Source organism: Pseudomonas farris (assembly GCF_019145235.1).
In the GTDB taxonomy this organism is placed as follows: domain Bacteria; phylum Pseudomonadota; class Gammaproteobacteria; order Pseudomonadales; family Pseudomonadaceae; genus Aquipseudomonas; species Aquipseudomonas farris.
Genome location: NZ_JAHSTV010000014.1, coordinates 73,706 through 93,812 on the forward strand (window position 1 = coordinate 73,706; position 20,107 = coordinate 93,812).

At 60.1% G+C, this 20,107-nt stretch carries 20 protein-coding genes; 6 read left to right on the top strand and 14 right to left on the bottom strand.

Annotated elements, in window-relative coordinates:
• Nucleotides 1-106: 106 nt before the first annotated feature.
• Nucleotides 107-865: a helix-turn-helix transcriptional regulator gene (locus KVG95_RS25685; protein ID WP_123720652.1), complete on the top strand. Its 759-nt coding sequence runs from the start codon at nucleotides 107-109 to the stop codon at nucleotides 863-865.
• A 170-nt stretch (nucleotides 866-1,035) separates the two neighbouring features.
• On the top strand, nucleotides 1,036-1,929 hold the full coding sequence (locus tag KVG95_RS25690; RefSeq protein ID WP_217858395.1) for a DMT family transporter: 894 nt from the start codon (nucleotides 1,036-1,038) through the stop codon (nucleotides 1,927-1,929).
• Here the strand turns inward: KVG95_RS25690 and KVG95_RS25695 are convergent.
• The 4 genes from KVG95_RS25695 to recQ all read right to left on the bottom strand — a co-directional run bounded on the left by KVG95_RS25695 (nucleotide 1,923) and on the right by recQ (nucleotide 6,939).
• Nucleotides 1,923-2,210, bottom strand: coding sequence for an Rdx family protein (locus tag KVG95_RS25695; RefSeq protein ID WP_217858396.1), 288 nt, complete (start codon nucleotides 2,208-2,210; stop codon nucleotides 1,923-1,925). The genes KVG95_RS25690 and KVG95_RS25695 overlap by 7 nt on opposite strands.
• Nucleotides 2,211-2,317: 107 nt before the next feature.
• The gene (locus tag KVG95_RS25700; RefSeq protein WP_217858397.1) at nucleotides 2,318-4,129 is read right to left on the bottom strand and encodes a motility hub landmark protein FimV; all 1,812 of its coding nucleotides are present in this window, start codon (nucleotides 4,127-4,129) and stop codon (nucleotides 2,318-2,320) included.
• Nucleotides 4,130-4,257: 128 nt separating this feature from the next.
• The gene (locus tag KVG95_RS25705; RefSeq protein WP_007895007.1) at nucleotides 4,258-4,692 is read right to left on the bottom strand and encodes a MarR family transcriptional regulator; all 435 of its coding nucleotides are present in this window, start codon (nucleotides 4,690-4,692) and stop codon (nucleotides 4,258-4,260) included.
• Nucleotides 4,693-4,812: 120 nt separating this feature from the next.
• A complete protein-coding gene (gene recQ / locus KVG95_RS25710; protein ID WP_217858398.1) occupies nucleotides 4,813-6,939 on the bottom strand; it encodes a DNA helicase RecQ in 2,127 nt (708 codons plus the stop codon).
• A gap of 400 nt (nucleotides 6,940-7,339) precedes the next feature.
• Here recQ and KVG95_RS25715 point away from each other — a divergent pair, with 400 nt between their 5' ends.
• The 4 genes from KVG95_RS25715 (at nucleotide 7,340) to lapD (ending at nucleotide 11,127) form a co-directional block, all read left to right on the top strand.
• Nucleotides 7,340-7,927 carry a UPF0149 family protein gene (locus tag KVG95_RS25715; RefSeq protein ID WP_038979493.1) on the top strand — a complete coding sequence of 196 codons (588 nt, stop codon included), beginning with the start codon at nucleotides 7,340-7,342 and terminating at the stop codon, nucleotides 7,925-7,927.
• 10 nt (nucleotides 7,928-7,937) lie between these two features.
• Entirely contained in the window at nucleotides 7,938-8,333 is a 396-nt protein-coding gene (locus KVG95_RS25720) for a YbaN family protein (protein WP_052966914.1), read from the top strand.
• Between the two features lie 124 nt (nucleotides 8,334-8,457).
• Nucleotides 8,458-9,165, top strand: coding sequence for a cysteine protease LapG (lapG, locus tag KVG95_RS25725; RefSeq protein ID WP_052966913.1), 708 nt, complete (start codon nucleotides 8,458-8,460; stop codon nucleotides 9,163-9,165).
• A 21-nt stretch (nucleotides 9,166-9,186) separates the two neighbouring features.
• On the top strand, nucleotides 9,187-11,127 hold the full coding sequence (gene lapD, locus KVG95_RS25730) for a cyclic di-GMP receptor LapD (RefSeq protein ID WP_217858399.1): 1,941 nt from the start codon (nucleotides 9,187-9,189) through the stop codon (nucleotides 11,125-11,127).
• Nucleotides 11,128-11,211: 84 nt separating this feature from the next.
• Here lapD and KVG95_RS25735 read toward each other — a convergent pair whose 3' ends face one another.
• From KVG95_RS25735 to KVG95_RS25780, 10 genes are all read right to left on the bottom strand, one after another.
• Nucleotides 11,212-12,267 (bottom strand): AI-2E family transporter, encoded by a 1,056-nt coding sequence (locus tag KVG95_RS25735; RefSeq protein ID WP_123360272.1) that lies wholly within the window; start codon nucleotides 12,265-12,267, stop codon nucleotides 11,212-11,214.
• Between the two features lie 82 nt (nucleotides 12,268-12,349).
• Entirely contained in the window at nucleotides 12,350-13,156 is an 807-nt protein-coding gene (locus KVG95_RS25740) for a DUF4892 domain-containing protein (RefSeq protein ID WP_217858400.1), read from the bottom strand.
• An 8-nt stretch (nucleotides 13,157-13,164) separates the two neighbouring features.
• Nucleotides 13,165-13,824 carry a glutathione S-transferase family protein gene (locus KVG95_RS25745; protein WP_217858401.1) on the bottom strand — a complete coding sequence of 220 codons (660 nt, stop codon included), beginning with the start codon at nucleotides 13,822-13,824 and terminating at the stop codon, nucleotides 13,165-13,167.
• A 50-nt stretch (nucleotides 13,825-13,874) separates the two neighbouring features.
• Nucleotides 13,875-14,729 carry an alpha/beta hydrolase gene (locus KVG95_RS25750; RefSeq protein ID WP_217858402.1) on the bottom strand — a complete coding sequence of 285 codons (855 nt, stop codon included), beginning with the start codon at nucleotides 14,727-14,729 and terminating at the stop codon, nucleotides 13,875-13,877.
• Nucleotides 14,726-15,532, bottom strand: a complete 807-nt coding sequence (locus KVG95_RS25755; RefSeq protein WP_217858403.1) for an alpha/beta fold hydrolase — start codon at nucleotides 15,530-15,532, stop codon at nucleotides 14,726-14,728. The genes KVG95_RS25750 and KVG95_RS25755 overlap by 4 nt, the downstream gene beginning before the upstream one ends.
• 176 nt (nucleotides 15,533-15,708) lie before the next feature.
• Nucleotides 15,709-16,152, bottom strand: coding sequence for a hotdog fold thioesterase (locus tag KVG95_RS25760; protein WP_052966908.1), 444 nt, complete (start codon nucleotides 16,150-16,152; stop codon nucleotides 15,709-15,711).
• Between the two features lie 32 nt (nucleotides 16,153-16,184).
• Nucleotides 16,185-17,852 (bottom strand): AMP-binding protein, encoded by a 1,668-nt coding sequence (locus tag KVG95_RS25765; RefSeq protein ID WP_217858404.1) that lies wholly within the window; start codon nucleotides 17,850-17,852, stop codon nucleotides 16,185-16,187.
• Between the two features lie 211 nt (nucleotides 17,853-18,063).
• Nucleotides 18,064-18,516 (bottom strand): phosphohistidine phosphatase SixA, encoded by a 453-nt coding sequence (gene sixA, locus KVG95_RS25770; protein ID WP_217858405.1) that lies wholly within the window; start codon nucleotides 18,514-18,516, stop codon nucleotides 18,064-18,066.
• Nucleotides 18,513-18,860 (bottom strand): DUF4389 domain-containing protein, encoded by a 348-nt coding sequence (locus KVG95_RS25775; RefSeq protein ID WP_052966905.1) that lies wholly within the window; start codon nucleotides 18,858-18,860, stop codon nucleotides 18,513-18,515. The genes sixA and KVG95_RS25775 overlap by 4 nt, the downstream gene beginning before the upstream one ends.
• A gap of 30 nt (nucleotides 18,861-18,890) precedes the next feature.
• Nucleotides 18,891-19,916: an NAD(P)H-dependent glycerol-3-phosphate dehydrogenase gene (locus tag KVG95_RS25780; RefSeq protein WP_052966904.1), complete on the bottom strand. Its 1,026-nt coding sequence runs from the start codon at nucleotides 19,914-19,916 to the stop codon at nucleotides 18,891-18,893.
• Nucleotides 19,917-20,107: the final 191 nt, after the last annotated feature.

Genomic DNA, 20,107 nt, shown 5'->3' on the forward strand with positions numbered 1-20,107 from the left:
TTGCGCCGGTCGGGTTAATTGCCCATGACAGTGGCAAGTCAGTCTTGTGACAGCGCGAGTCAGCCCGTACCCGGTGTAGACTGGCGACCTGCACAGGAGACCTGCGATGAGACCGATCCTCACGCTACGCCAGTACACCCACGACCTGATCGTCCACAGCCACGACCACGCGCAACTGGTGTTCGGGCTGTCGGGCGCGCTGGATTTCGAGGTCGACGGTCGTGGCAGTCAGGTGGTGCAACAGAGTTTCGTAGTCGTGCCGTCCGGTTTTCATCATGCCTGCGGCAGCGCCAACGGCAGTCGTTGCCTGGTGCTGGATGTGCCGAGCGACCAATGGGTTTCGCAGTCCCTTGGCGATCACGCCGAGGCCAGCCGCCGCATGCTCGACAACGCTGGGCGCCTGCCCCTGGACGCCGGGCAAAGCCAATTGGTCAGTTGGCTGGCGGGGAGTCAGGTCAGTGATCCGCTGATTGCGCAGCAAGGTGCAGTGCTGTTGCTGGCCAGTTTGAACAACGCCAAACCCGACAGTGTGGGCGGTCGGCGTCTGCCTTATGCGGCGCTGAATGCACACATCGATCAATACGCGGCCTATCCACTGCAAGTCGCCGATCTGGCGCGCATTGCCGGGCTGTCCAGTGCGCGATTGCACGCACGGTTCGTGGTGGAATGCGGGCAGACGCCGATGGACTACATTCGCAGTCGTCGGCTGCACATTGCCGTGAGCCTGTTGCGCGATTCGGCGTTGCCCATTGGCGAAATCGCCTGTCGGGTCGGTTACAGCTCGCAGAGTGCGTTCGCCGCGGCCGTGTTGCGCGAGTTCGGTGCCTCACCCGGTAAATTGCGCCGCGAGGCTGGCGACAAATGACGCGAGTCTGGCGACAGACATAATCGGCTCAGCACGATTCAATGTAGGAGCTGGCGAAGGCTGCGATCTTTTGACCTTGTTTTTGGAGATCAAGATCAAAAGATCGTCCGAACGCGGCCCGAGCCTTCGGCAGCTCCTACACATTTGTTCGTTTGTCGTTAAGGATTGCAATGACTCCCCGTACCGCCCTTGGCGCTCTGCATATCGGTGCACTGATGTTCGGCCTGACTGGCGTATTCGGCAAACTCGCCGCTGCCTCGCCGGCCATCATCGTGTTCGGCCGTGCCGCGTTTGCCGTCCTCGCCCTGACGTTTTTCGCACGGTTCGCCAGCAATACCCGTTGGCAGAAACTCGATGCAGTGGACCTGCGCCGCCTGCTGCTCAGCGGTTTGCTGCTGACCGGGCACTGGGTGAGTTTTTTCATCGCGGTGAAGGTGGCCGGGGTGGCGATCGCGACCCTGGGTTTTGCCAGTTTCCCGGCGTTTACCGTGGTCCTCGAAGGACTGATCTTCCGCGAGCGCATCCGCGCCAATGAAATCCTGCTGGTGGTGCTGGTCAGTATTGGACTGGTACTGGTCACGCCGGATTTCGATCTGGCCAGCGGCGCCACCACTGGCCTGTTGTGGGCGGTGGCTTCCGGCTTGCTGTTCGCCCTGCTGTCTCTGACCAACCGCGCCAGCTCCGGACGAACTCCGCCGGTGCAGGCTGCTCTGTGTCAGAACGTGGTGGTTGCGATCTGCCTGCTGCCGGTGGCGGCGCCGCAGTTGAGCGAAGTGCGCGCCATCGACTGGTTGTGGATCGGACTGCTCGGGGTGTTCTGCACCGGCGTCGCCCACAGCCTGTTCGTCGCCAGCCTGGCGGTGATCAAAGCCCGGACTGCGTCAGTGGTGTTTGCTCTGGAGCCGGTTTACGGCATCACTCTGGCTTGGCTGTTGTTTGACGAAAACCCGACCCTGCGCATGTTGATCGGCGGTGCACTGATTATCGTGGCTATCGTGGTCTCGAGCCGGTTGTCCGGCAGTTCAAGCAAGAACGCCGTGGCGGCAGAAGCCGCGTCTCACTGAGTGCGGTCGTTGTGGCCCAGGTCGCGGTCCGGATCGATCTGATCGCGGACTCGCTGCTTGAGCACCTTGGCCTCGGGAAAACCACCATCGGCCTTGCGCTCCCAAAGCTGCACATCGTCACAGAAAATGTGAAAAACCCCACCGGTGCCGGGCACCAGGGACACTTTGCCCAAGTCATCGCCGAAGGTGCTGAGCAGTTCCTGGGCCAGCCACGCGGCGCGCAACAGCCATTGGCATTGCGTGCAATAGGTGATGACGATTTCCGGTTTACATGCGGTCATGATTGGCAAAGTTCCTGAGCCTGAGGGGCAATAGCGGTAAAGTGCGCTTCAGCGTCGGTGTTAATGATGCGGACGAACAGGCGGTTTCACAGGAGCGAGGCCAGGTGTTATCGAATACCGGCCAACAGCGTCCGGGCCGTCTCCTTGAGCGGTTCATCGCCTTCCTTGAGTAGCTCGTTAAGCAACTCGATGGCGCTGTCCAGATCGCCGTCGTCGATGCAGGTCTGGGCCTGTTCAAGTTTACCCGCACTGCTAGGCCCCGCCGGTTCAAGATCCATCAATTCAGCACTGAGCGGCTCAAGCTCCAGCGGCTGGCCGGGATCGCTGAACTCGTTGAGAAAGGCCTCGTCCAGAGACTGAGCGTCAGGTTCGGCGATCCACTCAAGCTCGGGCTCGTCCAGCGTCGGCTCCTCGGGCATTTCGAAGACATCGGGCAACACATGCAGATTCGAAGTGAACCCGGAGTCGTCTACCTGCTCTGACTCATTCGACGGTTTAGCGCTGGATGATGAGTTTTCGAAGGGACTGATCAGGTCCCAATTCGAATCCATCGACAGGTCATCGAGGTTCAACTGGAACTCATCGCTCGGTGCCGCTTCAGGGATTGCAAGCGTGGGAGGAACCACTGCCACGGCAGCGACCACCGGTGCGGCGCTGATCAGTTTCGGATGGCGGGCGCGGATGTCCTGAAGTTGCTGTGCATCGAACCCGGCGTCTCGCAGGCTACTTTCTTGCGCATCATAAGCTTGGACGTCGCCCTGTTTACCGAGGACTTCCAACAACTGCACAGCCAGATCGGTGCGCTGAGGTTCCCTGACCAATGCATCTCGCAACAAACCGGCTGCCTCGGACAAACGGCCATACGCCAGATAGATACCCACCCCTTCCAGCACGTCGCCTGCGGGAATCTCTTCGGCCGCTCCGGCTAGCGGTTGCGGCCGGGGCGCCGGACTGGCCGGTTCTGTTGCGCGGCTGAGCACCGATTCATGACGCGACGGCAGCACGGGTAACGGCTCGGGCTGGACCTGAGCCTGAACCTGCTGTCGTTGACGGCGAATGAATACACCAAGCAACGCCAACGCCACCACCGCCAGCAACCCGATGATCAGTAGCCACGGAGTCGGTTCAGACTCCTCTACGACAACGGAAACCGGTGCCGTCACCTGGGGAGCGACCGGCTCTACCGATGCCTGTTTGACTTCCGCCAATTGGGTTTGCAGCTCGATCACCTGCTTTTTCTGGCCGGCGATCTGCTCGTCCTGAGCCTGAAGCTTCGCATTGAGTTCATCGATGGTCTTTTGCAACTGTTGGTTCTGCAGCACGCTCGCGGCCAGTTGTTCGGCAACAGCATCATTCGCGGGCGCAGCAGCTGGTTTTTCGACATCAGGCTTGGGCGTCGCCGCCTTCGCAGCAGGTGGCGGTGCAACAGCCGGTTCGACGGACGGGAACGCGGAAGACTGAGGGCGCGGCGCGGGGTCGTCGTTGACGGGAACAATGCCCGGCGAACCCGGCGGATCGATCAGCACTGTGTACTCGCGCAGCAAACGCCCGTTGGGCTGATTGAGCTGAACCAGAAAATTCAGGAAGGGCTCCTTGACCGGTTTGCTGGAAGTTACCCGGATCAAGCTGCGGTTGCCCCGCAGGATCGGAGTGAACTTCAGGTCGTTGAGGAAGAACACCCGTTCGACGCCAGCGCGACTGAATTCGTCCGCCGTCGCCAGGCTGACCGATAGCTCGCCCTCTTCCAGACCACCGGCGTCCACCAGGGCGATGTCGGCATTGAACGGCTGATTCAACGCCGAATGCTGGGTGATCTCGCCCAACCCCAGCGCAGGGGCCAATGCCGAGTAAGTGACGGCACCACCGACCAGCAGCAGCCTGGTGCAACACCGCAATACAACGTGCCAACTCTCGAGCATGAGCATCCCTTAGATAACCAGAACCAACCTGTACGTATTCGCACATCCGGTACGAACACGATATTGCCTAGTAGTTCTTTATAGTCTGCCCAACGGGGTATCTCAAAAGTCCGGCGCGTGGTTGTGCCTCAAGATTTTTCCAGGTTGGCCAGGATGTGCCCGTGGACTCGCATGCAGACCTTCAAATCCGCCTCATCGACGCCTTCGAACAGTTCGTGGCGCAATTGAGTGGCAATGGTTTCAATTTGTTCGATCAAGGGCCGGGCCGGGGCACAGAGGACGATTTTTTTCGCCCGACGGTCTTCCAGCACGGATTGGCGCTGCACCAGCCCCTGACTTTCCAGGCTGTCAAGCAATCGAGCCAGGGTAGGCCCTTCGACGCCGACGCTTTGCGCCAGTTCTCGCTGGGTGGGGGCATCATCGAAACGCGCCAGATGTAGCAACACCAGCCAGCGCGCCTGGGACAGACCCAGGCCAGCCAGTCGGCGGTCCAGTTCGGCACGCCAGCCCCGAGACATCTGGGCCAGTTGCATGCCAAAGCGGTGTTGATCGGTTAACGGCATAAAACACTCATGGTTAGACTGAAAATAGAGAAAAACTAATTATTAGTCAGCTAAGCATGACCTTTGGCTATAGGCAAGGCTTGCTCTGTACTGAATCGTTACATCTGTGCCGCAGGTCATTCAGACTTCGAATTCCGACTGCAGGGCGGCACGAACGCAATACAAAACACCTTCCGGAACTCTCCCTGCGAACAGCGCGGCAATCTCCGACACGGGCGGCAGTTCGCCTTCACCGTCGAGGAAAGCGTCCTGGACTTCACCCATCAACTCTTCCGGCAGATCCAGCGCCTGTTCCAGCGACAACTGCTGCTTGCCGATCGCCTCGGCGAGCATCGCGTAGACGTTCTTTTCCGAGCATTGCAGCTGACCGGCGATCTGCAACGGTGTCATGCCGGCCCGAGCCAGTGTGATCAGCTCGTGGCGCACATCGGCCACCACTTTCGGCGCCTCGACCTGACCGCCGAGCACTTCGAGGAAGGCCTCGCCGTAACGCTCCAGTTTGCGCGCACCAACGCCGCTGACCGTGGCCATTTCTGCCAGCGAGGTCGGCTGGCTGCGGAGCATTTCCAGCAGGGTCGAGTCGGGGAAGATGACGTACGGCGGCACGCCATGCTCTTCGGCCAGTTTGCGACGCAGGGCACGCAAGGCTTCCCACTGTTCGCGTTCTTCGCCGCGAACCAGTTGGCTGGCCTGGCTCTTGCTGCTTTTGGCGGTGGTTTGCGGCTTGAGGTCGCGGCGCAGTTCCAGGGTCACTTCGCCCTTGAGCAACGGCCGACAGGTGTCACTCAGGCGCAGCCCGCCGTAGCCTTCGAGGTCGATGTCGGCCAGACCACGGGCAACAAGCTGGCGGAACAAGGAGCGCCATTCGCTTTCCCCCATCGCTTTGCCTACACCGTATACCGACAAATGCTGATGACCGAAGCTGCGGACCTTTTCGTTGTCCTTGCCTAGCAATACGTCGACCAGATGACCGACGCCATAACGCTGACCGGTGCGGTAAATCGCCGACAGCGCCTGACGGGCCGGCTCGGTGGCATCCCAGGTCTGTACGCCGTCGACGCAGTTGTCGCAATGGCCGCAGGGCTCGGGCATGTCTTCGTCGAAGTACGCGAGCAGGGTCTGTCGGCGGCAGCGGGTTTCTTCGCAAAGCGAGAGCATGGCGTCGAGCTTGTGCTGCTCCAGACGCTTGTGGCGCTCGTCGCCTTCGGAGTTTTGCAGCATCTGCTTGAGCATCACCACGTCTTGCAGGCCGTACGCCATCCAGGCATCCGCCGGCAGGCCATCACGACCGCCGCGACCGGTTTCCTGGTAGTAGGCCTCAAGGGACTTCGGCAAATCGAGGTGCGCGACAAAACGTACGTTAGGCTTGTCGATGCCCATGCCGAACGCCACGGTGGCGACCATGATCAACCCTTCTTCGTTGAGGAAGCGCTTCTGGTGATGGCCCCGCGTGTCGTTGGGCAGACCGGCGTGGTACGGCAGCGCCGGGAAACCCTGCTCGCTGAGGAACACCGCTACCTCATCAACCTTTTTGCGCGACAGGCAGTAAACGATACCCGCATCGCTGCGCCGCTCGGCGAGGAACGCCAGCAACTGCTTGCGCGGCTGTTCCTTGGGCACGATGCGATAAAAAATGTTGGGGCGGTCGAAACTCGAGAGGAAGCGCTCGGCATCCTGCAAATGCAGGCGATCGACGATTTCTTCGCGGGTGCGCTTGTCGGCCGTCGCGGTCAGGGCAATACGCGGGACGCTGGGGAACAATTCCGCCAACTGGCCCAACTGCAGGTATTCCCGACGGAAGTCATGACCCCATTGGGACACGCAATGCGCTTCGTCGATGGCGAACAGGGCGATTTCAAGGCTTTGCAAGAACGCCAGCATGCGCGGCTGAACCAGGCGCTCGGGCGCCAGGTAGAGCATTTTCACCTCGCCGCGCTTGATCCGCGCCGCCAGATCACGCTGTTGCTCAGCGCTCAGCGTGGAGTTCAACGCCGCCGCAGCGACGCCCAGCTCTTCGAGGGTGGCGACCTGATCGTCCATCAGCGCGATCAGCGGCGATACCACCACCGCCAAGCCTTCGCGCAGCAGTGCCGGCACCTGGAAGCACAAGGATTTGCCGCCACCGGTAGGCATCAGCACCAGGGCGTCGCCGCCACTGGCCACGCGCTCAATGATTGCACCCTGACGGCCACGGAAACTGTCGTAGCCGAAGATGTCCTTGAGGACGCGTTGAGCCTGTTCGAGCATAAAAACTCCAAAAATCACCGAAACATCCCTGCAAGGCTGGTTCAGAATCATGAAAGCTGCACCGACAAATCGTAAGTGCGCATTGCATGACGCTGCACATTTCAGCCGTGACGCCAGCAGGGCATCACAAAACGCGCGAGTATACCCGACGCCTGTCCGGCAAAGGGCGCCGCTGAGAAGACACATGAAAGCCAACTTGTGGGAGCGAGCCTGCTCGCGACAGCGGTGGGCCAGTCAATATTGTTATTGAATGTTATGTCGTTATCGCGAGCAGGCTCGCTCCCACAGGGAATGCAGTGTCCCGCATGCCTGCATAGGGGCAAATATGCCGAGCGGCTGGCCTGAGCGCTCAAGAAGGCCTAGAATTCCCGCATCGTATATTCCCCAAGGTAGCCCTTTAATGTCCTTCGCTGAGCAACTAACCCGCCTGCAAGTCTTCCTCGACGCCGACGAGCTGCATGACGAGGCGCTGGACTACGTGGCCGCCCACGGCTACCTCACCGCGCTGTCGATCTGTTCCGAAAGCGTTCCCGACCGTGAATGGATCGACGCACTCTTCGCCGAAGAGCCGCATTACGCCGACGACACCGAGCGTGAAGCGATCGAATCCACCCTGCTGTTGCTCAAGGCGCACATCGCCCGCCAACTGGCGTCCGACGAAGAGTTCGAGCTGCCGTGTGACCTGGACTTGGGCGAAGAGCCGGATGACTCCGACCTGCGCGGCTGGTGCATCGGTTTCATGGAAGGCGTATTCCTGCGCGAAGCCGCCTGGTTCGAAACCGCCGAAGACGAAGTCAGCGAAATGCTGCTGCCGATCATGGTCGGTTCCGGTCTGTTCGACGAACAGCCAGAGTTCGAAGACATCGCCAAAGACGCCAACCTGATGGACGACATGATCGTGCAGATCCCGGAAGCCCTGACCGCGCTGTACCTGCTGTGCCAGGCGCCAGACGAAAAACCGGCGATTCTCAAGCCACGTCACCACTAAGGTTTTGCCTATGGACAACCCCATAGGCAACCGCCCCCTGATGTTGCGCTACGTCCTGCTGGCCATCGGCTGGCTGAGCGTAGCGCTGGGGGTGATCGGGATTTTCCTGCCGGTGCTGCCCACCACACCGTTCCTGTTGCTGGCGGCCGCCTGTTTCGCCCGCAGCTCGCCGCGTTTCTATCAGTGGCTGGTTGAACATCCACGGCTGGGGCCGTGGGTTCGCGACTACCTGAGCGGCAATGGCATTCCGCTCAAGGGCAAGGTCTACGCCATCGGATTGATGTGGGCGAGCATCCTGCTTTCCTGCTATCTGGTGCCCCTGCCGTGGGCGCGCGGGTTCATGCTGACCAGTGCAGTGCTGGTGACGGTTTATATCCTCAAGCAGAAAACCCTGCACAAATCTTGAGATTGATCGTTCCCACGGTCCCCGTGGGAACGATCATCGACTCTGCGTCTTTCGTCCGACGACCTGCCCTTCCTCGCTGAAAACACCGCCTAGACTTCAGACATCTGCACCCGAGCAGCCAGACATGTCCCGCAGTCCGCGTAGTCCAGGATGGTCAACGCTCCGACTTCGGTTCGGCGGATGGCTGCTGCTGACGAGTTTTCTGCTGGCAGGGTTGGGCAGCGTATGGGCCGACTGGGACTTTGCGCAGATTCTGCAAACGGCCGAAAAACGCTACGCCCCCCTTGGCCTGGCCCGGGGACGGATCGAGGCCTGGAGTCAAATGCTGCAAAGCGAACGCAACCAGCCTGAGCGCGAACAACTGAACGCGGTCAATCGCTTCTTCAATCAACAACTGAGCTTTCAGGACGACACGCGTATCTGGCGTCAGACCGATTACTGGGCCACGCCCGTCGAATCCTTGATCAAGGGCGCCGCCGACTGCGAGGACTACGCCCTGGCGAAATATTTCAGCCTGCGTCACCTAGGCATTCCCAGCGAGAAACTGCGCATCACCTACGTCAAGGCCCTGACTCAGAACCAGGCGCACATGGTGTTGACCTTCTACAGCAGCCCCACGGCCGACCCGCTGGTGCTGGACAATCTGACCGGGGAGATCCGCCCCGCGTCCCAACGCAAAGACCTGTTGCCGGTGTACGCCTTTAACGCCGAAGGCCTGTACTTGCCGGGAGCCCATGGTGGCAAACGCAGCAGCGACTCGAAAAAACTGTCGCGCTGGCAAGACGTGTTGAAAAAAATGCAATTTGAAGGGTTCGCCGTGGGCGAAGGCTAGCCGCTACTGCAAGGAGCGTTTATGTCACTGCGTAAACAGTTGTTTCTCGCCATTTGCCTGTTCTTGCTGGTGGCCTTCGGCGGCAGTTTTTTTGTCAGCCTGGAAAGCTCTCGCGAACAGACGCTCAGCCAGTTGCGCTCCCACGCCCAGGACGCCGCCACGGCGCTGGGCTTGTCATTGACTGCACAGATCGATGACCCGGCGATGATCGAGTTGATGGTCAGCTCGATTTTCGACAGTGGTTATTTCAGCAGCATCCGGGTCGTCAATATTGTGGATGAACAAGTGTTGGTGGAACGCAGCGCACCGCCGCAAATCGAGGGTGTTCCCGGCTGGTTCGTCAGTCTGGTTGACCTGCGTCCACAGGGTGGCGATGCGCTGATCATGCGTGGCTGGGAGCAAGCGGCTCGGGTCGAAGTGCTGAGCAATCCGCAATTCGCCTTGGCCAAACTCTGGGACAGTACCCTCGGCAGCCTGATCTGGTTGCTGATTTGCGGGTTACTTAGCGCGGTATTTGGTGGCTGGCTGTTGCGCCGGCAATTGCGCCCGCTCGACAACATGGTCAAACAGGCTGAAGCCATCAGCAAACGCGAGTTTCGCAGTTTGCCGAAACTGCCGCGCACACCGGAACTCAAACGCGTGGTGCTGGCCATGAACCAAATGGTCGAGAAGCTCAAAGCGTTGTTCGCCGAAGAAGCCGCGCGCAGCGAAAAACTGCGCTCCGAATCTTATCAGGACAACCTCACGGGCCTGGCCAACCGGCGTTTGCTGGATGAACAACTGGCCGACCAATTACTGGTTTCCGAGCAAAGCCGCGACGGCCATTTGCTCATGCTGCGGATCAATGACCTGATCGGCCTCAACCAACGTCTGGGCGGTCAGCGCACCGATGCCCTGATTGGCGCCGTCGGCGAATTGCTCAAACGCCTGACGCTGCCACCAGAACGTCGAACCTGGCTCGCGGCGCGCAATCGCGGTGGCGAATTCAGCTTGCTGACCCCGGGCCTGGACAGCAAGGATGCTGCACGCCTGGCTTCCGAAATCAGCGCCACCCTGGAAAACCTGCGCCTGACCGGTGCCAGCGACTGCATGCCCGTGGCACATCTGGGCGTGGTCGCCTATCACCCCGGCGAACCGGCGAACGACGTGCTGCTGCGCCTCGATCAAGCGCTGACCCAGGCCCGGCAACACCCCGAGCGGCCGTGGATACACATGACCCATTCCGATACCGCGCCGAACCAGTCCCAACACGATTGGCGCAGCTGGATCGACGACGCGCTGACCGAGGGCAAGATGCAGCTGTATTTTCAACCGGTGGTGCAGTGCGCCGATACCAGCCAGGTGTTGCATCACAAAGTCCTCGCGCGCCTGCTCGACCCGCAAGGCGACGCGATCGCCGCCGGACATTTCCTGCCGTGGATCGAGCGCCTTGGCTGGTCGGCACGATTCGATCTGGTGATGCTCGAAACCACTCTCGAATATCTGGCCGCCAACCGTTGGCCACTCGCGTTGAGCCTCTCCGGCAGCACCCTGCGCGATCAAGCGCAGCTGCAACAAATTCTCGATCTGCTGGAATCACTGCCGGAACTCGCGCCACTGCTGACCCTGGAAATCGACGAACGCCAACTGCCGCCCCCCGAAGAACTGCAACGTCTGAGCCACAGTCTGCTCAACACCGGTTATCGCATCGGGCTGCAGCACTTCGGCGGTAGCTTCAACCAGATCGGTAACCTGACGCAGTTGGGGCTGGCTTACCTGAAAATCGACGGAGCCTATATTCGGGGCATCGATGAACAGACTGACAAACGCCTGTTCATCGAGGCGATTTTCCGGGCAACCAACAGCATTGATTTGCCGTTGATTGCCGAGATGGTGGAAACGCAGGGGGAACTGGAAGCGATTCGGGAGCTGGGGTTGTTTGGGGTGATGGGAAGACTGATTGGGCCACCGGAGCCGATGTGAGTCGCAAGGCCCGCATGATCAGATACACCGCGTCATCGTTCATCGCGAGCAAGCTCGCCCCCAAAGGTGTTCAGTGCCAGCGCCTCAGGGCCGGCGATCCTCGACCCGAGCCTGACTCTTGCTCCAATCGGTCAGCAGGCTGTAAGCCACGGCCAACAACGTCGGGCCGATGAACAGACCGATAAACCCGAACGCAATCAACCCGCCAAACACCCCAAGCAGCACAATCACCAACGGCAAATTCCCGCCCCGACTGATCAGGTACGGCTTAAGTACGTTGTCGACTCCGCTGATGATGAACGTACCCCAGATCCCGAGGAACACCGCCATCCCGTACTCACCCTTCCAGGCCAACCACGCCGTGGCCGGAATCCACACCAACGGCGGCCCCATCGGAATCAGACTTAGCAAAAACGTCACAATCCCCAGCACCAGCGCCCCAGGCACGCCGGCAATCAGGAAACCGATCAACGCCAGCACGGCCTGAGCCGCCGCCGTACCGATCACCCCATTGACCACCCGCTGCACCGTGCCCGCCACCAGGTCTATGTAATACCCGGCGCGGTCGCCAATCAGCCGTTCCAGCAACCCATGGACAAACACCGCCAACCGCGGACCGTCCCGGTAGAAAAAGAACACAAAGACAATACTCAACGTCAGCTCGAGGATGCCACCGCCAATCTGTGCACTGCGCGCCAGCAACCAGTTACCGACCTGCCCCAGATAAGGCTTGATCGCCAGCATCATCGCTGCGCCTTGCTGATCGATGCTGTTCCAGATACCCACCAACCGCTCGCCGACCAAGGGAATACTGCCCAGCCAGGTCGGTGCTTCAGGCAGACCGTCGACTTGCACATCCTTGATGAACACCGTGGCATCGCGTACATGATCCGCCAGGTTGAAGCCCAGCCACACTAGCGGTGCTGCCACCAACAACATCCAGCCCAACGTCAGTAACAGCGCCGCCAGGGATTCACGGCCATTGAGCCAACGGGTCAACAAACGCATCAGCGGCCAACTGGCAAACGCCAGCACCGCCCCCCAGAACAGCGCCGACCAGAACGGCGCCATTACCCAGAAGCTCGCGCCAAACAGCACCAGGAGCAGAATCTGCACCAACAGCCGATCGTTATTGGGCATGTATGATCCCGAAAAAAGTCAGACGAAAAAGTCAGTCAACGAAGAGTAGGCGAATGCGCAGAACACGTTCGCCCAATGAAGCTTACCGCAACAGCTCGAAGTGCAGGCCAGAGCCTTCGACGTTGCCGGTTTCCATCCGTGCCGACCGTACGCCTTGGCCGATCAGCGCCTGGCGCCAGGCTTCAGCATTGGGCCCCGAAACATTGACGCGCAATGTGGTGTCCAGGTTCAGGCCTCGGGAAATCAAACGCAGCCAGGTGTCGTCAGGGTCACCGTCGAGTTTGGGAAAATCAAGTTCACCGGTGCTCTTGAGCTGCCGCAGCAAGGTCGCGGAAGTTGGCAGCAAATCACCCAGCGGCGCCGTGGCATCGAACTGTTCGACGTGCAGATAAGCCCTGCGATTACCGCGCGTGATGCTGTAAAGCGCCACGAGCGTATTGTCTTGAGGGGCCGCCAGACGCAACAGCAAATAAGCCTGCTGATTATCGGCGCCATACAATTTGGCATTACCGAAGACTTCATTGGCCCACAGGCTGCTTTCGCCACAATCCCGGGCCTGGCACCAGAACAACAACTCGGCGCCCTGCTTTTGCAAGGCTTCGCGAGCGTTGGTGAAGGCATCGGTAGAGGAATGCTCCGGTGGTAATTCGTAGGTCACCGAGGTGGTTTGACCCCGGGCGGTGACTTGGCCGTCAAAGCGCAACTGACCACTGATCTTGCGGATAGAACCCAGCGGGTAGATCCGCTCAAGCTCGACAGCCGGGCGATAGTCGACGATCTGCGCATCGGCCATACGCGGCACGATCGGCAGGTCCTGACTGCCAGGGATATCAGCGGCAAATAAAAGAGGACTGAAACAACACAGCGCCAGCAGAGTGAGTGAACGCATGGAGAGACTCATCGAATCAGCATGGCCTGGGCACCCTTGATGACACTGTCGTCATCGATGCGCTCGGGCACCAGTAAACCGCGTTGGATCGCAGGGCGCGCCTCCATGGTCGCCATCCAGCGCTGCAGGGCTGACAAGCCATCCACCGCGACACCGGACCATTCATGGCCACGAACCCACGGAAAAGTGGCAATGTCGGCAATGCTGTATTCGCCCGCCAGAAACTCTACGGCTTGCAGACGCGTGTCGAGCACTTCATACAAGCGCCGGGTTTCATGTTGATAACGGTCGATGGCGCCTTGGAGTTTTTCCGGGAAGTAACGGAAAAACACGTTGGCCTGGCCCTGCATCGGCCCGATCCCACCCATCTGGAACATCAACCACTGCAACACCACCGAGCGCCCCTTGGGGTCCTGGGGCAGCAGTTTGCCGGTCATCTCGGCGAGGTAAATCAGGATCGCGCCGGACTCGAACACGGCGAAATCGCCATTGGCACGGTCGACAATCGCCGGAATCCGGCCATTGGGATTGATCTTGAGGAAGTCCGGGGACTTCTGTTCCTTTTTGTCGAAACTCAAGGCATGCACCGTATAGGGCAGGCCGAGTTCCTCGAGCACGATAGAGACCTTGTGGCCATTCGGGGTCGCAGCGGTGTACAGATCTATCATGGTTGTCTCCCATTTCAACCCGCCCAGCCTCGACAGTTGCCGGGCGCAAGTCAAGGAACGGCGAAGAACCGATTGAAACAGTCTGCGACAAGGTCGGCACCGGGTTCGTCATTCAGGTGCAAATGATGGCCGCCAGGCAACTGTTCACGGCTAAAGGGTAGACGTTCCAGCAACTCGGGATGTTTGGCGAGCATGCCGTCAGCCGCGACCACCAGATGTGCAGGACAACTGACACGCTGGACGAAGGCCATCGCCTGTTCAGTGGTCAGACGTAGCGGCGATGGAAGGGTCAGGCGGTTGTCGGTGCGCCAGGTATAACCGCCCGGCACCGGCATCAAGCCACGCTGGGCCAGCAGTTCGGCGGCTTCGCGACTGACCGCCACCAAGCCTTTCATTCGTGCTTCGATGGCGCGATCGAGGGTGTTGTAGACCGGTTTGCGTTTGTCCCGCAGATCCAGCTGCGCTTGCAGGGCCATGCCCATGCGCTCGGCAGCGTTTTCGCCTTTGTCTGTAGGAGGAATGATGCCGTCGATCAAGGCCAGATGAGTCACCCGCTCCGGCAACGACCCGGCCAGCACCAGCGAGACGATCGCCCCCAGGGAATGCCCCAGCAGTGCAAAACGTTTCCACCCCAACTGCTCGGCCACTTGCAGCACATCGTGGGCGTAGTCCCACAGCGCGTAACCGGCGCCATTCGGCCGATGCCCCGAGTGACCATGCCCGGCCATATCCAGCGCGATGATGCGCAAACCCTTGAGCTTCGGTGCCAACCTCGCAAAGCTGTTGGCGTTGTCCAGCCAGCCGTGCAAGGCGATCACCGGCAAGCCGTCCTCGGGCCCGAACAAGTGCGCCGCCAACTCGATATGCGGCAGGCTCAGGCGAACTTCTTCGACGACGCTGTTCATGCGCAATCCTGTTGGCTGCGACCGTCCCAGCGACTGAACAGATTCTTCAGCAGCGTGGCCGTGTTTTGTGGACGTTCGAGGGGAAACATGTGCCCGCCGGGCATGGTCAAGGATTCGCCCAAGGGCATGCGCCCGACGGAACGGGCGTGATGGCGCATCACCACACGGCTTTTGTGCCCGCGAACCACCGCCAGCGGCACTTTCAACTGCCGTGCCCGACCGGGGCTGGTGTGGGGCACGCCACGGTAGATGCTGATTTCCGTGGCCGGGTCGAAACGCAGGCGCAACTTGCCACCGACATTGTGCAAACCATGTTGAAGATAAGCCTCGAAGCATTCCGGATCGAAGCCACGAAACAGGGTTTTACCGGCGAAATACAGGCGGGCTGAGTCCAGATCGGCAAACTCTTCCCGTCGTCCCAACGTACGGCCGGCGGGGGTCAGCCGATCGATGAAACCGAAGCGCTTGGCGGCCCGGATCACCCATTGATCGGCGCGGGTCAGCACCGGCGAATCGAGCATTACCACGCCGCGATACAGCTCAGGGCAACGCAAGGCGGCGTGCAGGTGCAGCACGCCGCCAAAGGAGTGACCGACGCCCCAGACCGGTTCCGGTTGCTGCTTGAGGTGATGAAGCAGCTCATCCACCAGATTGTTCCAGTTGTCGTCCGCCGGAAAGCGCGGGTCGTGGGCGTGCTGCTCCAGATGCGTCACCTGATACTCGGGCGCCAGCGCCACGAACAACTTGCCGTAGGTCCCCGAAGGAAAGCCATTGGCGTGGGCGAAAAATATCTGTTGCGACATACCTGCAAATCCATGAGCGAGAACGGGGGTTGATTGTCCGTAAGACCATGTCCTACAGCAATGACCATAACTGCCAGGAATGGTGGTAGGAGATGTCGCCGCCAAAATTAAAAGATCAAAAGATCGCAGCCTTCGGCAGCTCCTACCGAAGCCTGCGATCTTTTGATCTTGCTGCTTCAACGCGCCGGCGGATTCTCCCCCACCGGCACCACCGCCATGGTCAACCGCGACACACAACTGGCCTTGCCCTCGTCGCTGCTCAAACGGATATCCCAGACATGGGTCGTGCGGCCAATGTGAATCGCCTTGGCCACCGCCGTCACTCGCCCACTGCGCAGGCCGCGCAAATGATTGGCGTTGATTTCCAGGCCCACGCAATAAAACTTGCTGGCGTCGATGCACAGGTAACTGGCCATCGAGCCAACGGTTTCGGCCAGCACCACGGAGGCGCCGCCGTGCAACAAACCATAGGGCTGGTGCGTGCGATGGTCGATGACCATGCTTGCGGTCAGGGACTCGTCATCGAAGGCTTCGAAGCGAATATCCAGCACTTCGCCGATGGTGTTTTTCTGGATTGCGTTCAACTGCTCGACGTTGGGAGTGGTGCGCCACAGACTCATCGTTACGTTCCTTTGTTGGAGTTGTTCGTGGCTCAATCCTGCCACAGCACCGCCTCGCTGCGCTCGCTCCATTCTGCAAACCGAGCACCGTAAGCCGCTTCGATCATGTTGCGCTTGATCTTCAGGGTCGGTGTCAGGAAGCCGTTTTCCACCGCCCAACTGTCCTTGACCACTACCAACCGGCGCAAGCGCTCATGCCTGTCGAGAACGCCGTTGACCTCCTCCAGCAGTTTTTCCAGACTCGAATGCAAACCCGCCCGAGCCGACCCCTTCGCGTCCTGCTGACCGACCGCCGACAGCACGCACAACCCCAGTGGTGCGCTCAGCCCATCGCCAACCACGCACACTTGTTCGATCCGCGCATGCACCGCCAGGCGATTTTCAATCGGTGCCGGGGCAACGTATTTGCCTTTGCTGGTTTTGAAGATTTCCTTCAGGCGCCCGGTCAGGCGCAGGTTGCCTTCGGCGTCTTCCTCGCCCTTGTCACCGGTGCGCAGGAAACCGTCTTCGGTGATGGCTTCGGCAGTTTTCTCAGGTTCCTTGAAATAGCCGAGCATGGTCGCGCCGCTGCGCACCAATACTTCACCAGACGGCTCGATGCGCACTTCGACTTCCGGGCATGGCTTACCGATCCAGCCGGGTTTGTTCTGACCCGGCAGGCCGATGTGGGAATAACCGCAACTTTCGGTCATGCCATACACCTCCAGCACATCCAACCCCAGTTTTTGGTACCAGCGCAGCAAGGTCTGCGGCACGGGCGCAGCACCGGACAAGGCGATGCGCAAGGCGTCCAGCCCCAGCCCGGCGAGGACTTTGTGCCCTACCCGTTTGCCGATGAAGGGCAAGCCGAGCAGAAAGTCGAGGCGTTTAGCCGGGATCTTGCTGTAAACGCCCATCTGGAATTTGGTCCAGATCCGCGGCACACCGAATAGCGCGGTGGGCCGGGCACGTTTTAAATCAGTGAGAAAAGTGTCGAGGCTCTCGGCAAAAAATACTGTTTGCCCGGTGTAGATCGACGCCAACTCGACGAACATCCGCTCGGCGACGTGGCACAGCGGCAGGTAGGACAGCAGGCGATCCGACTCATTCAGGCCGAATAACTGCGTGCCGCGGGTGGTGGCAAATCCCAAGGTGCCGAAACTGTGCATCACGCCTTTGGGTTGGCCCGTGGTGCCGGAGGTGTAGATGATGGTCGCCAGTTGATCGGCGAAGGGTTTGGGGTCGTCCTGAATCGGCGAACTGCGCTGCAGATCGGCCCAGCTGAAATCGAAAGTGCCGGCCGGACACAGCGGCAGGCTGATGGTCGGCAGGTCGGGGTTGACCCCAGTGGACATGCCCGGCCAGTCATCCAGCTTGCCAATGAACACCAGCGCGGCTTCGGAGTGATTGAGTACCTGAGCCACGGAATCGGCGGTCAGATTGGGATATAGCGGCACCGAGACATGCCCGGCCATCCAGATCGCCAGGTCGGCGATGATCCAGTGGGCGCAATTTTTCGAGATCAGCGCGATATGGCTGCCTTGTGGCAATTCGCGAGCCCGTAGCCAGTGGGCGGCACAGCGCGCCTGATGGCCGACGTCGGCCCAGGTCAGCGTTTCGACCTGGCCGCCCCCCATTGGCTGGACCAGAAAGCGCTGGCGGGGATGACGGGCTTCACGCTCGTAGAAGGCGTCCAATGGCAAACGGGAAGCAGCAGACATGCGACTTGCTCCTTTATTTTTTGTCTGGAGCAAGCGTAGTCAACCAAGCAAGTGCTTGGTTGACTATTTCACACAAAAAAATCAGGAGCGACACTTAACCTGTGGGAGCGAGCTTGCTCGCGAAGAGGGCGTATCAGTCGACACCATTGTTGCCTGACACACCGCCTTCGCGAGCAAGCCCGCTCCCACATTAGCCCGGGTTCGTCGGGAACTATGGGTGCTTGATGCCGTTGAGCTTCATCGACCCGATCAGCAGTTCATTGTTCTCCAGCTCGGCCAGCCCGGCGGTGCTGACTTTTTCCGGTGGATAGCCAGCGCCGTGCTGCAGATAGCTCAGCAGGTTGCCCACCAGCGGATTGTGACTGACCAGCAGGACATCACTCACCGATACAAGCTGCTCCGCCACTTTGTCCGGATCAGTATCCGGGGTCAGCCAGTCGACCGTGCGAATCTCGGGCACGAAACCCAGCGCCGTACGCACAATTTCTGCCGTCTCCTGCGCTCGCAGAAGAGGGCTGGAATAAATGGCGGTGAGCGGCTTTCCGATCAATTGGGCGGCAGTGCGCAACACCTCTTCACGCCCCTTGACGGTCAATGCCCGCTCGGAGTCCGGACGAGTGCCGTGAGGTTCGGCTTCGCCATGACGCAATACCCAGAGTTTCATAGTTTTGGCTCCTCATCTCGGGCCGGATGCGGTGCTGGCGCCACAACGTGCGGAGCTTCACCTTCCGGTGTACGCGGCGTCGGCCAGTCGGCGAACGGCCAAGGCTTCTGGTCGCTGTGAAAGCTGCCGAAACGACCGATCTGCGCCAGAAACTGGCTCAGGCTGTCGCCGAAGTTCATCAGGCTGGCGCTCGGTGCGCCATAAATCAAACGATAGATCAGCTGCACCAATACCACCGCACCGAGGATCAATTGCGCCACTTGCCAGACCAGCACATAGACAATCATCCACAGCACCCGCAGCAGGATGGATTCGTACTTGGCTTCTACTTTCGGATCATTCATGTCTTGCTCCCTGCCCTGTAGATGGGGTGTTTAGTTGAAACCGCTGGTGGAGATAAAGTCGACGTCGGTTTTAGGCTCGGCACGCATCAGTAGACCGATGACCTGCTCCAGCGTGCGCCCTTCAAAGAGGATGGCATGCAATCCGGCGACCAGCGGCATATACACGCCCGCTTCCTGCGCCTTGGCCTTGAGCACCTTCAGGGTGTTCACGCCTTCGGCGACTTCACCAAGACGCGTCACCGCATCCTCAAGGCTCAAACCCTGACCGAGGGCAAACCCGACCTGATAGTTTCGGCTTTTCGGCGACGAGCACGTCACGATCAAGTCGCCCACGCCCGCCAGCCCAAGGAACGTCATCGGGTTGGCGCCTTGATTCACCGCGAAGCGGGTCATTTCCGCCAGCGCCCGGGTGATCAGCATGCTCTTGGTGTTTTCACCCATGCCCAGCGCCACCGCCATGCCGGCGATGATCGCGTAAACGTTTTTCAACGCCCCGCCCAATTCCACGCCAAAGCGGTCAGCGCTGGCGTACACACGAAAGGTCTTGCCATGCAGCGCTTCCTGAACCCGTTGGCAAAGTTCTTCGTCTTCACTGGCGACCACCGTGGCGGTCAGCGCGTGTTCGGCGATTTCACGAGCCAGATTCGGGCCAGACAGTACGCCGATGCGCGCTTGTGGGGCGATCTCTTCGAGAATCTCGCTCATCAGCTTGAAGGTGTGAGCCTCGATGCCTTTGGTCAGGCTCACCAGCAATTTGCCGCTCAAACGCTCGGCGTGAGGGACCAGGACCGAGCGCAGCGCGCTGGACGGCAGCGCGACGAAGCACAGGTCGCAGGCCTCCAGGGTGGCTTGCAGGTCCGTGACCGCTTCCACCGCCGGAAGAATCTTGATGCCTTTGAGGTAACGCGGGTTCTCGCGATTGACCCGAATGGCCTCGGCCTGTTCGGGGTCTCGCATCCACAGCCGGACCTGATGCCCATTCTCGGCCAGCAGATTAGCCACGGCGGTACCAAAACTTCCGCCTCCCAGGACCGCAATTGGGCGCTGTTCAGTCATATGCAATCCGTTAATCCATACCAGTGGCGATGCCGGCATTATACGGAGCGGCCCGGTCGCGGCCAGCCCCAGCATCAATTACCGACACTTGTAGGAAGAAGACCAAGAAAACCGAGGAAAATGCCCACAACGTGACTGGAAAAGTCTTTGCGCTCGGTTAACATGCGCGCCAACTAATCGCTATCAAGGCC

Bases quoted from the DNA above. Each gene is read 5' to 3' on its own strand.
- KVG95_RS25685 (WP_123720652.1), top strand. From the start codon at position 107: ATGAGACCGATCCTCACGCTACGCCAGTACACCCACGACCTGATCGTC.
- KVG95_RS25690 (WP_217858395.1), top strand. From the start codon at position 1,036: ATGACTCCCCGTACCGCCCTTGGCGCTCTGCATATCGGTGCACTGATG.
- KVG95_RS25695 (WP_217858396.1), bottom strand. From the start codon at position 2,210: ATGACCGCATGTAAACCGGAAATCGTCATCACCTATTGCACGCAATGC.
- KVG95_RS25700 (WP_217858397.1), bottom strand. From the start codon at position 4,129: ATGCTCGAGAGTTGGCACGTTGTATTGCGGTGTTGCACCAGGCTGCTG.
- KVG95_RS25705 (WP_007895007.1), bottom strand. From the start codon at position 4,692: ATGCCGTTAACCGATCAACACCGCTTTGGCATGCAACTGGCCCAGATG.
- recQ (WP_217858398.1), bottom strand. From the start codon at position 6,939: ATGCTCGAACAGGCTCAACGCGTCCTCAAGGACATCTTCGGCTACGAC.
- KVG95_RS25715 (WP_038979493.1), top strand. From the start codon at position 7,340: ATGTCCTTCGCTGAGCAACTAACCCGCCTGCAAGTCTTCCTCGACGCC.
- KVG95_RS25720 (WP_052966914.1), top strand. From the start codon at position 7,938: ATGGACAACCCCATAGGCAACCGCCCCCTGATGTTGCGCTACGTCCTG.
- lapG (WP_052966913.1), top strand. From the start codon at position 8,458: ATGTCCCGCAGTCCGCGTAGTCCAGGATGGTCAACGCTCCGACTTCGG.
- lapD (WP_217858399.1), top strand. From the start codon at position 9,187: ATGTCACTGCGTAAACAGTTGTTTCTCGCCATTTGCCTGTTCTTGCTG.
- KVG95_RS25735 (WP_123360272.1), bottom strand. From the start codon at position 12,267: ATGCCCAATAACGATCGGCTGTTGGTGCAGATTCTGCTCCTGGTGCTG.
- KVG95_RS25740 (WP_217858400.1), bottom strand. From the start codon at position 13,156: ATGCGTTCACTCACTCTGCTGGCGCTGTGTTGTTTCAGTCCTCTTTTA.
- KVG95_RS25745 (WP_217858401.1), bottom strand. From the start codon at position 13,824: ATGATAGATCTGTACACCGCTGCGACCCCGAATGGCCACAAGGTCTCT.
- KVG95_RS25750 (WP_217858402.1), bottom strand. From the start codon at position 14,729: ATGAACAGCGTCGTCGAAGAAGTTCGCCTGAGCCTGCCGCATATCGAG.
- KVG95_RS25755 (WP_217858403.1), bottom strand. From the start codon at position 15,532: ATGTCGCAACAGATATTTTTCGCCCACGCCAATGGCTTTCCTTCGGGG.
- KVG95_RS25760 (WP_052966908.1), bottom strand. From the start codon at position 16,152: ATGAGTCTGTGGCGCACCACTCCCAACGTCGAGCAGTTGAACGCAATC.
- KVG95_RS25765 (WP_217858404.1), bottom strand. From the start codon at position 17,852: ATGTCTGCTGCTTCCCGTTTGCCATTGGACGCCTTCTACGAGCGTGAA.
- sixA (WP_217858405.1), bottom strand. From the start codon at position 18,516: ATGAAACTCTGGGTATTGCGTCATGGCGAAGCCGAACCTCACGGCACT.
- KVG95_RS25775 (WP_052966905.1), bottom strand. From the start codon at position 18,860: ATGAATGATCCGAAAGTAGAAGCCAAGTACGAATCCATCCTGCTGCGG.
- KVG95_RS25780 (WP_052966904.1), bottom strand. From the start codon at position 19,916: ATGACTGAACAGCGCCCAATTGCGGTCCTGGGAGGCGGAAGTTTTGGT.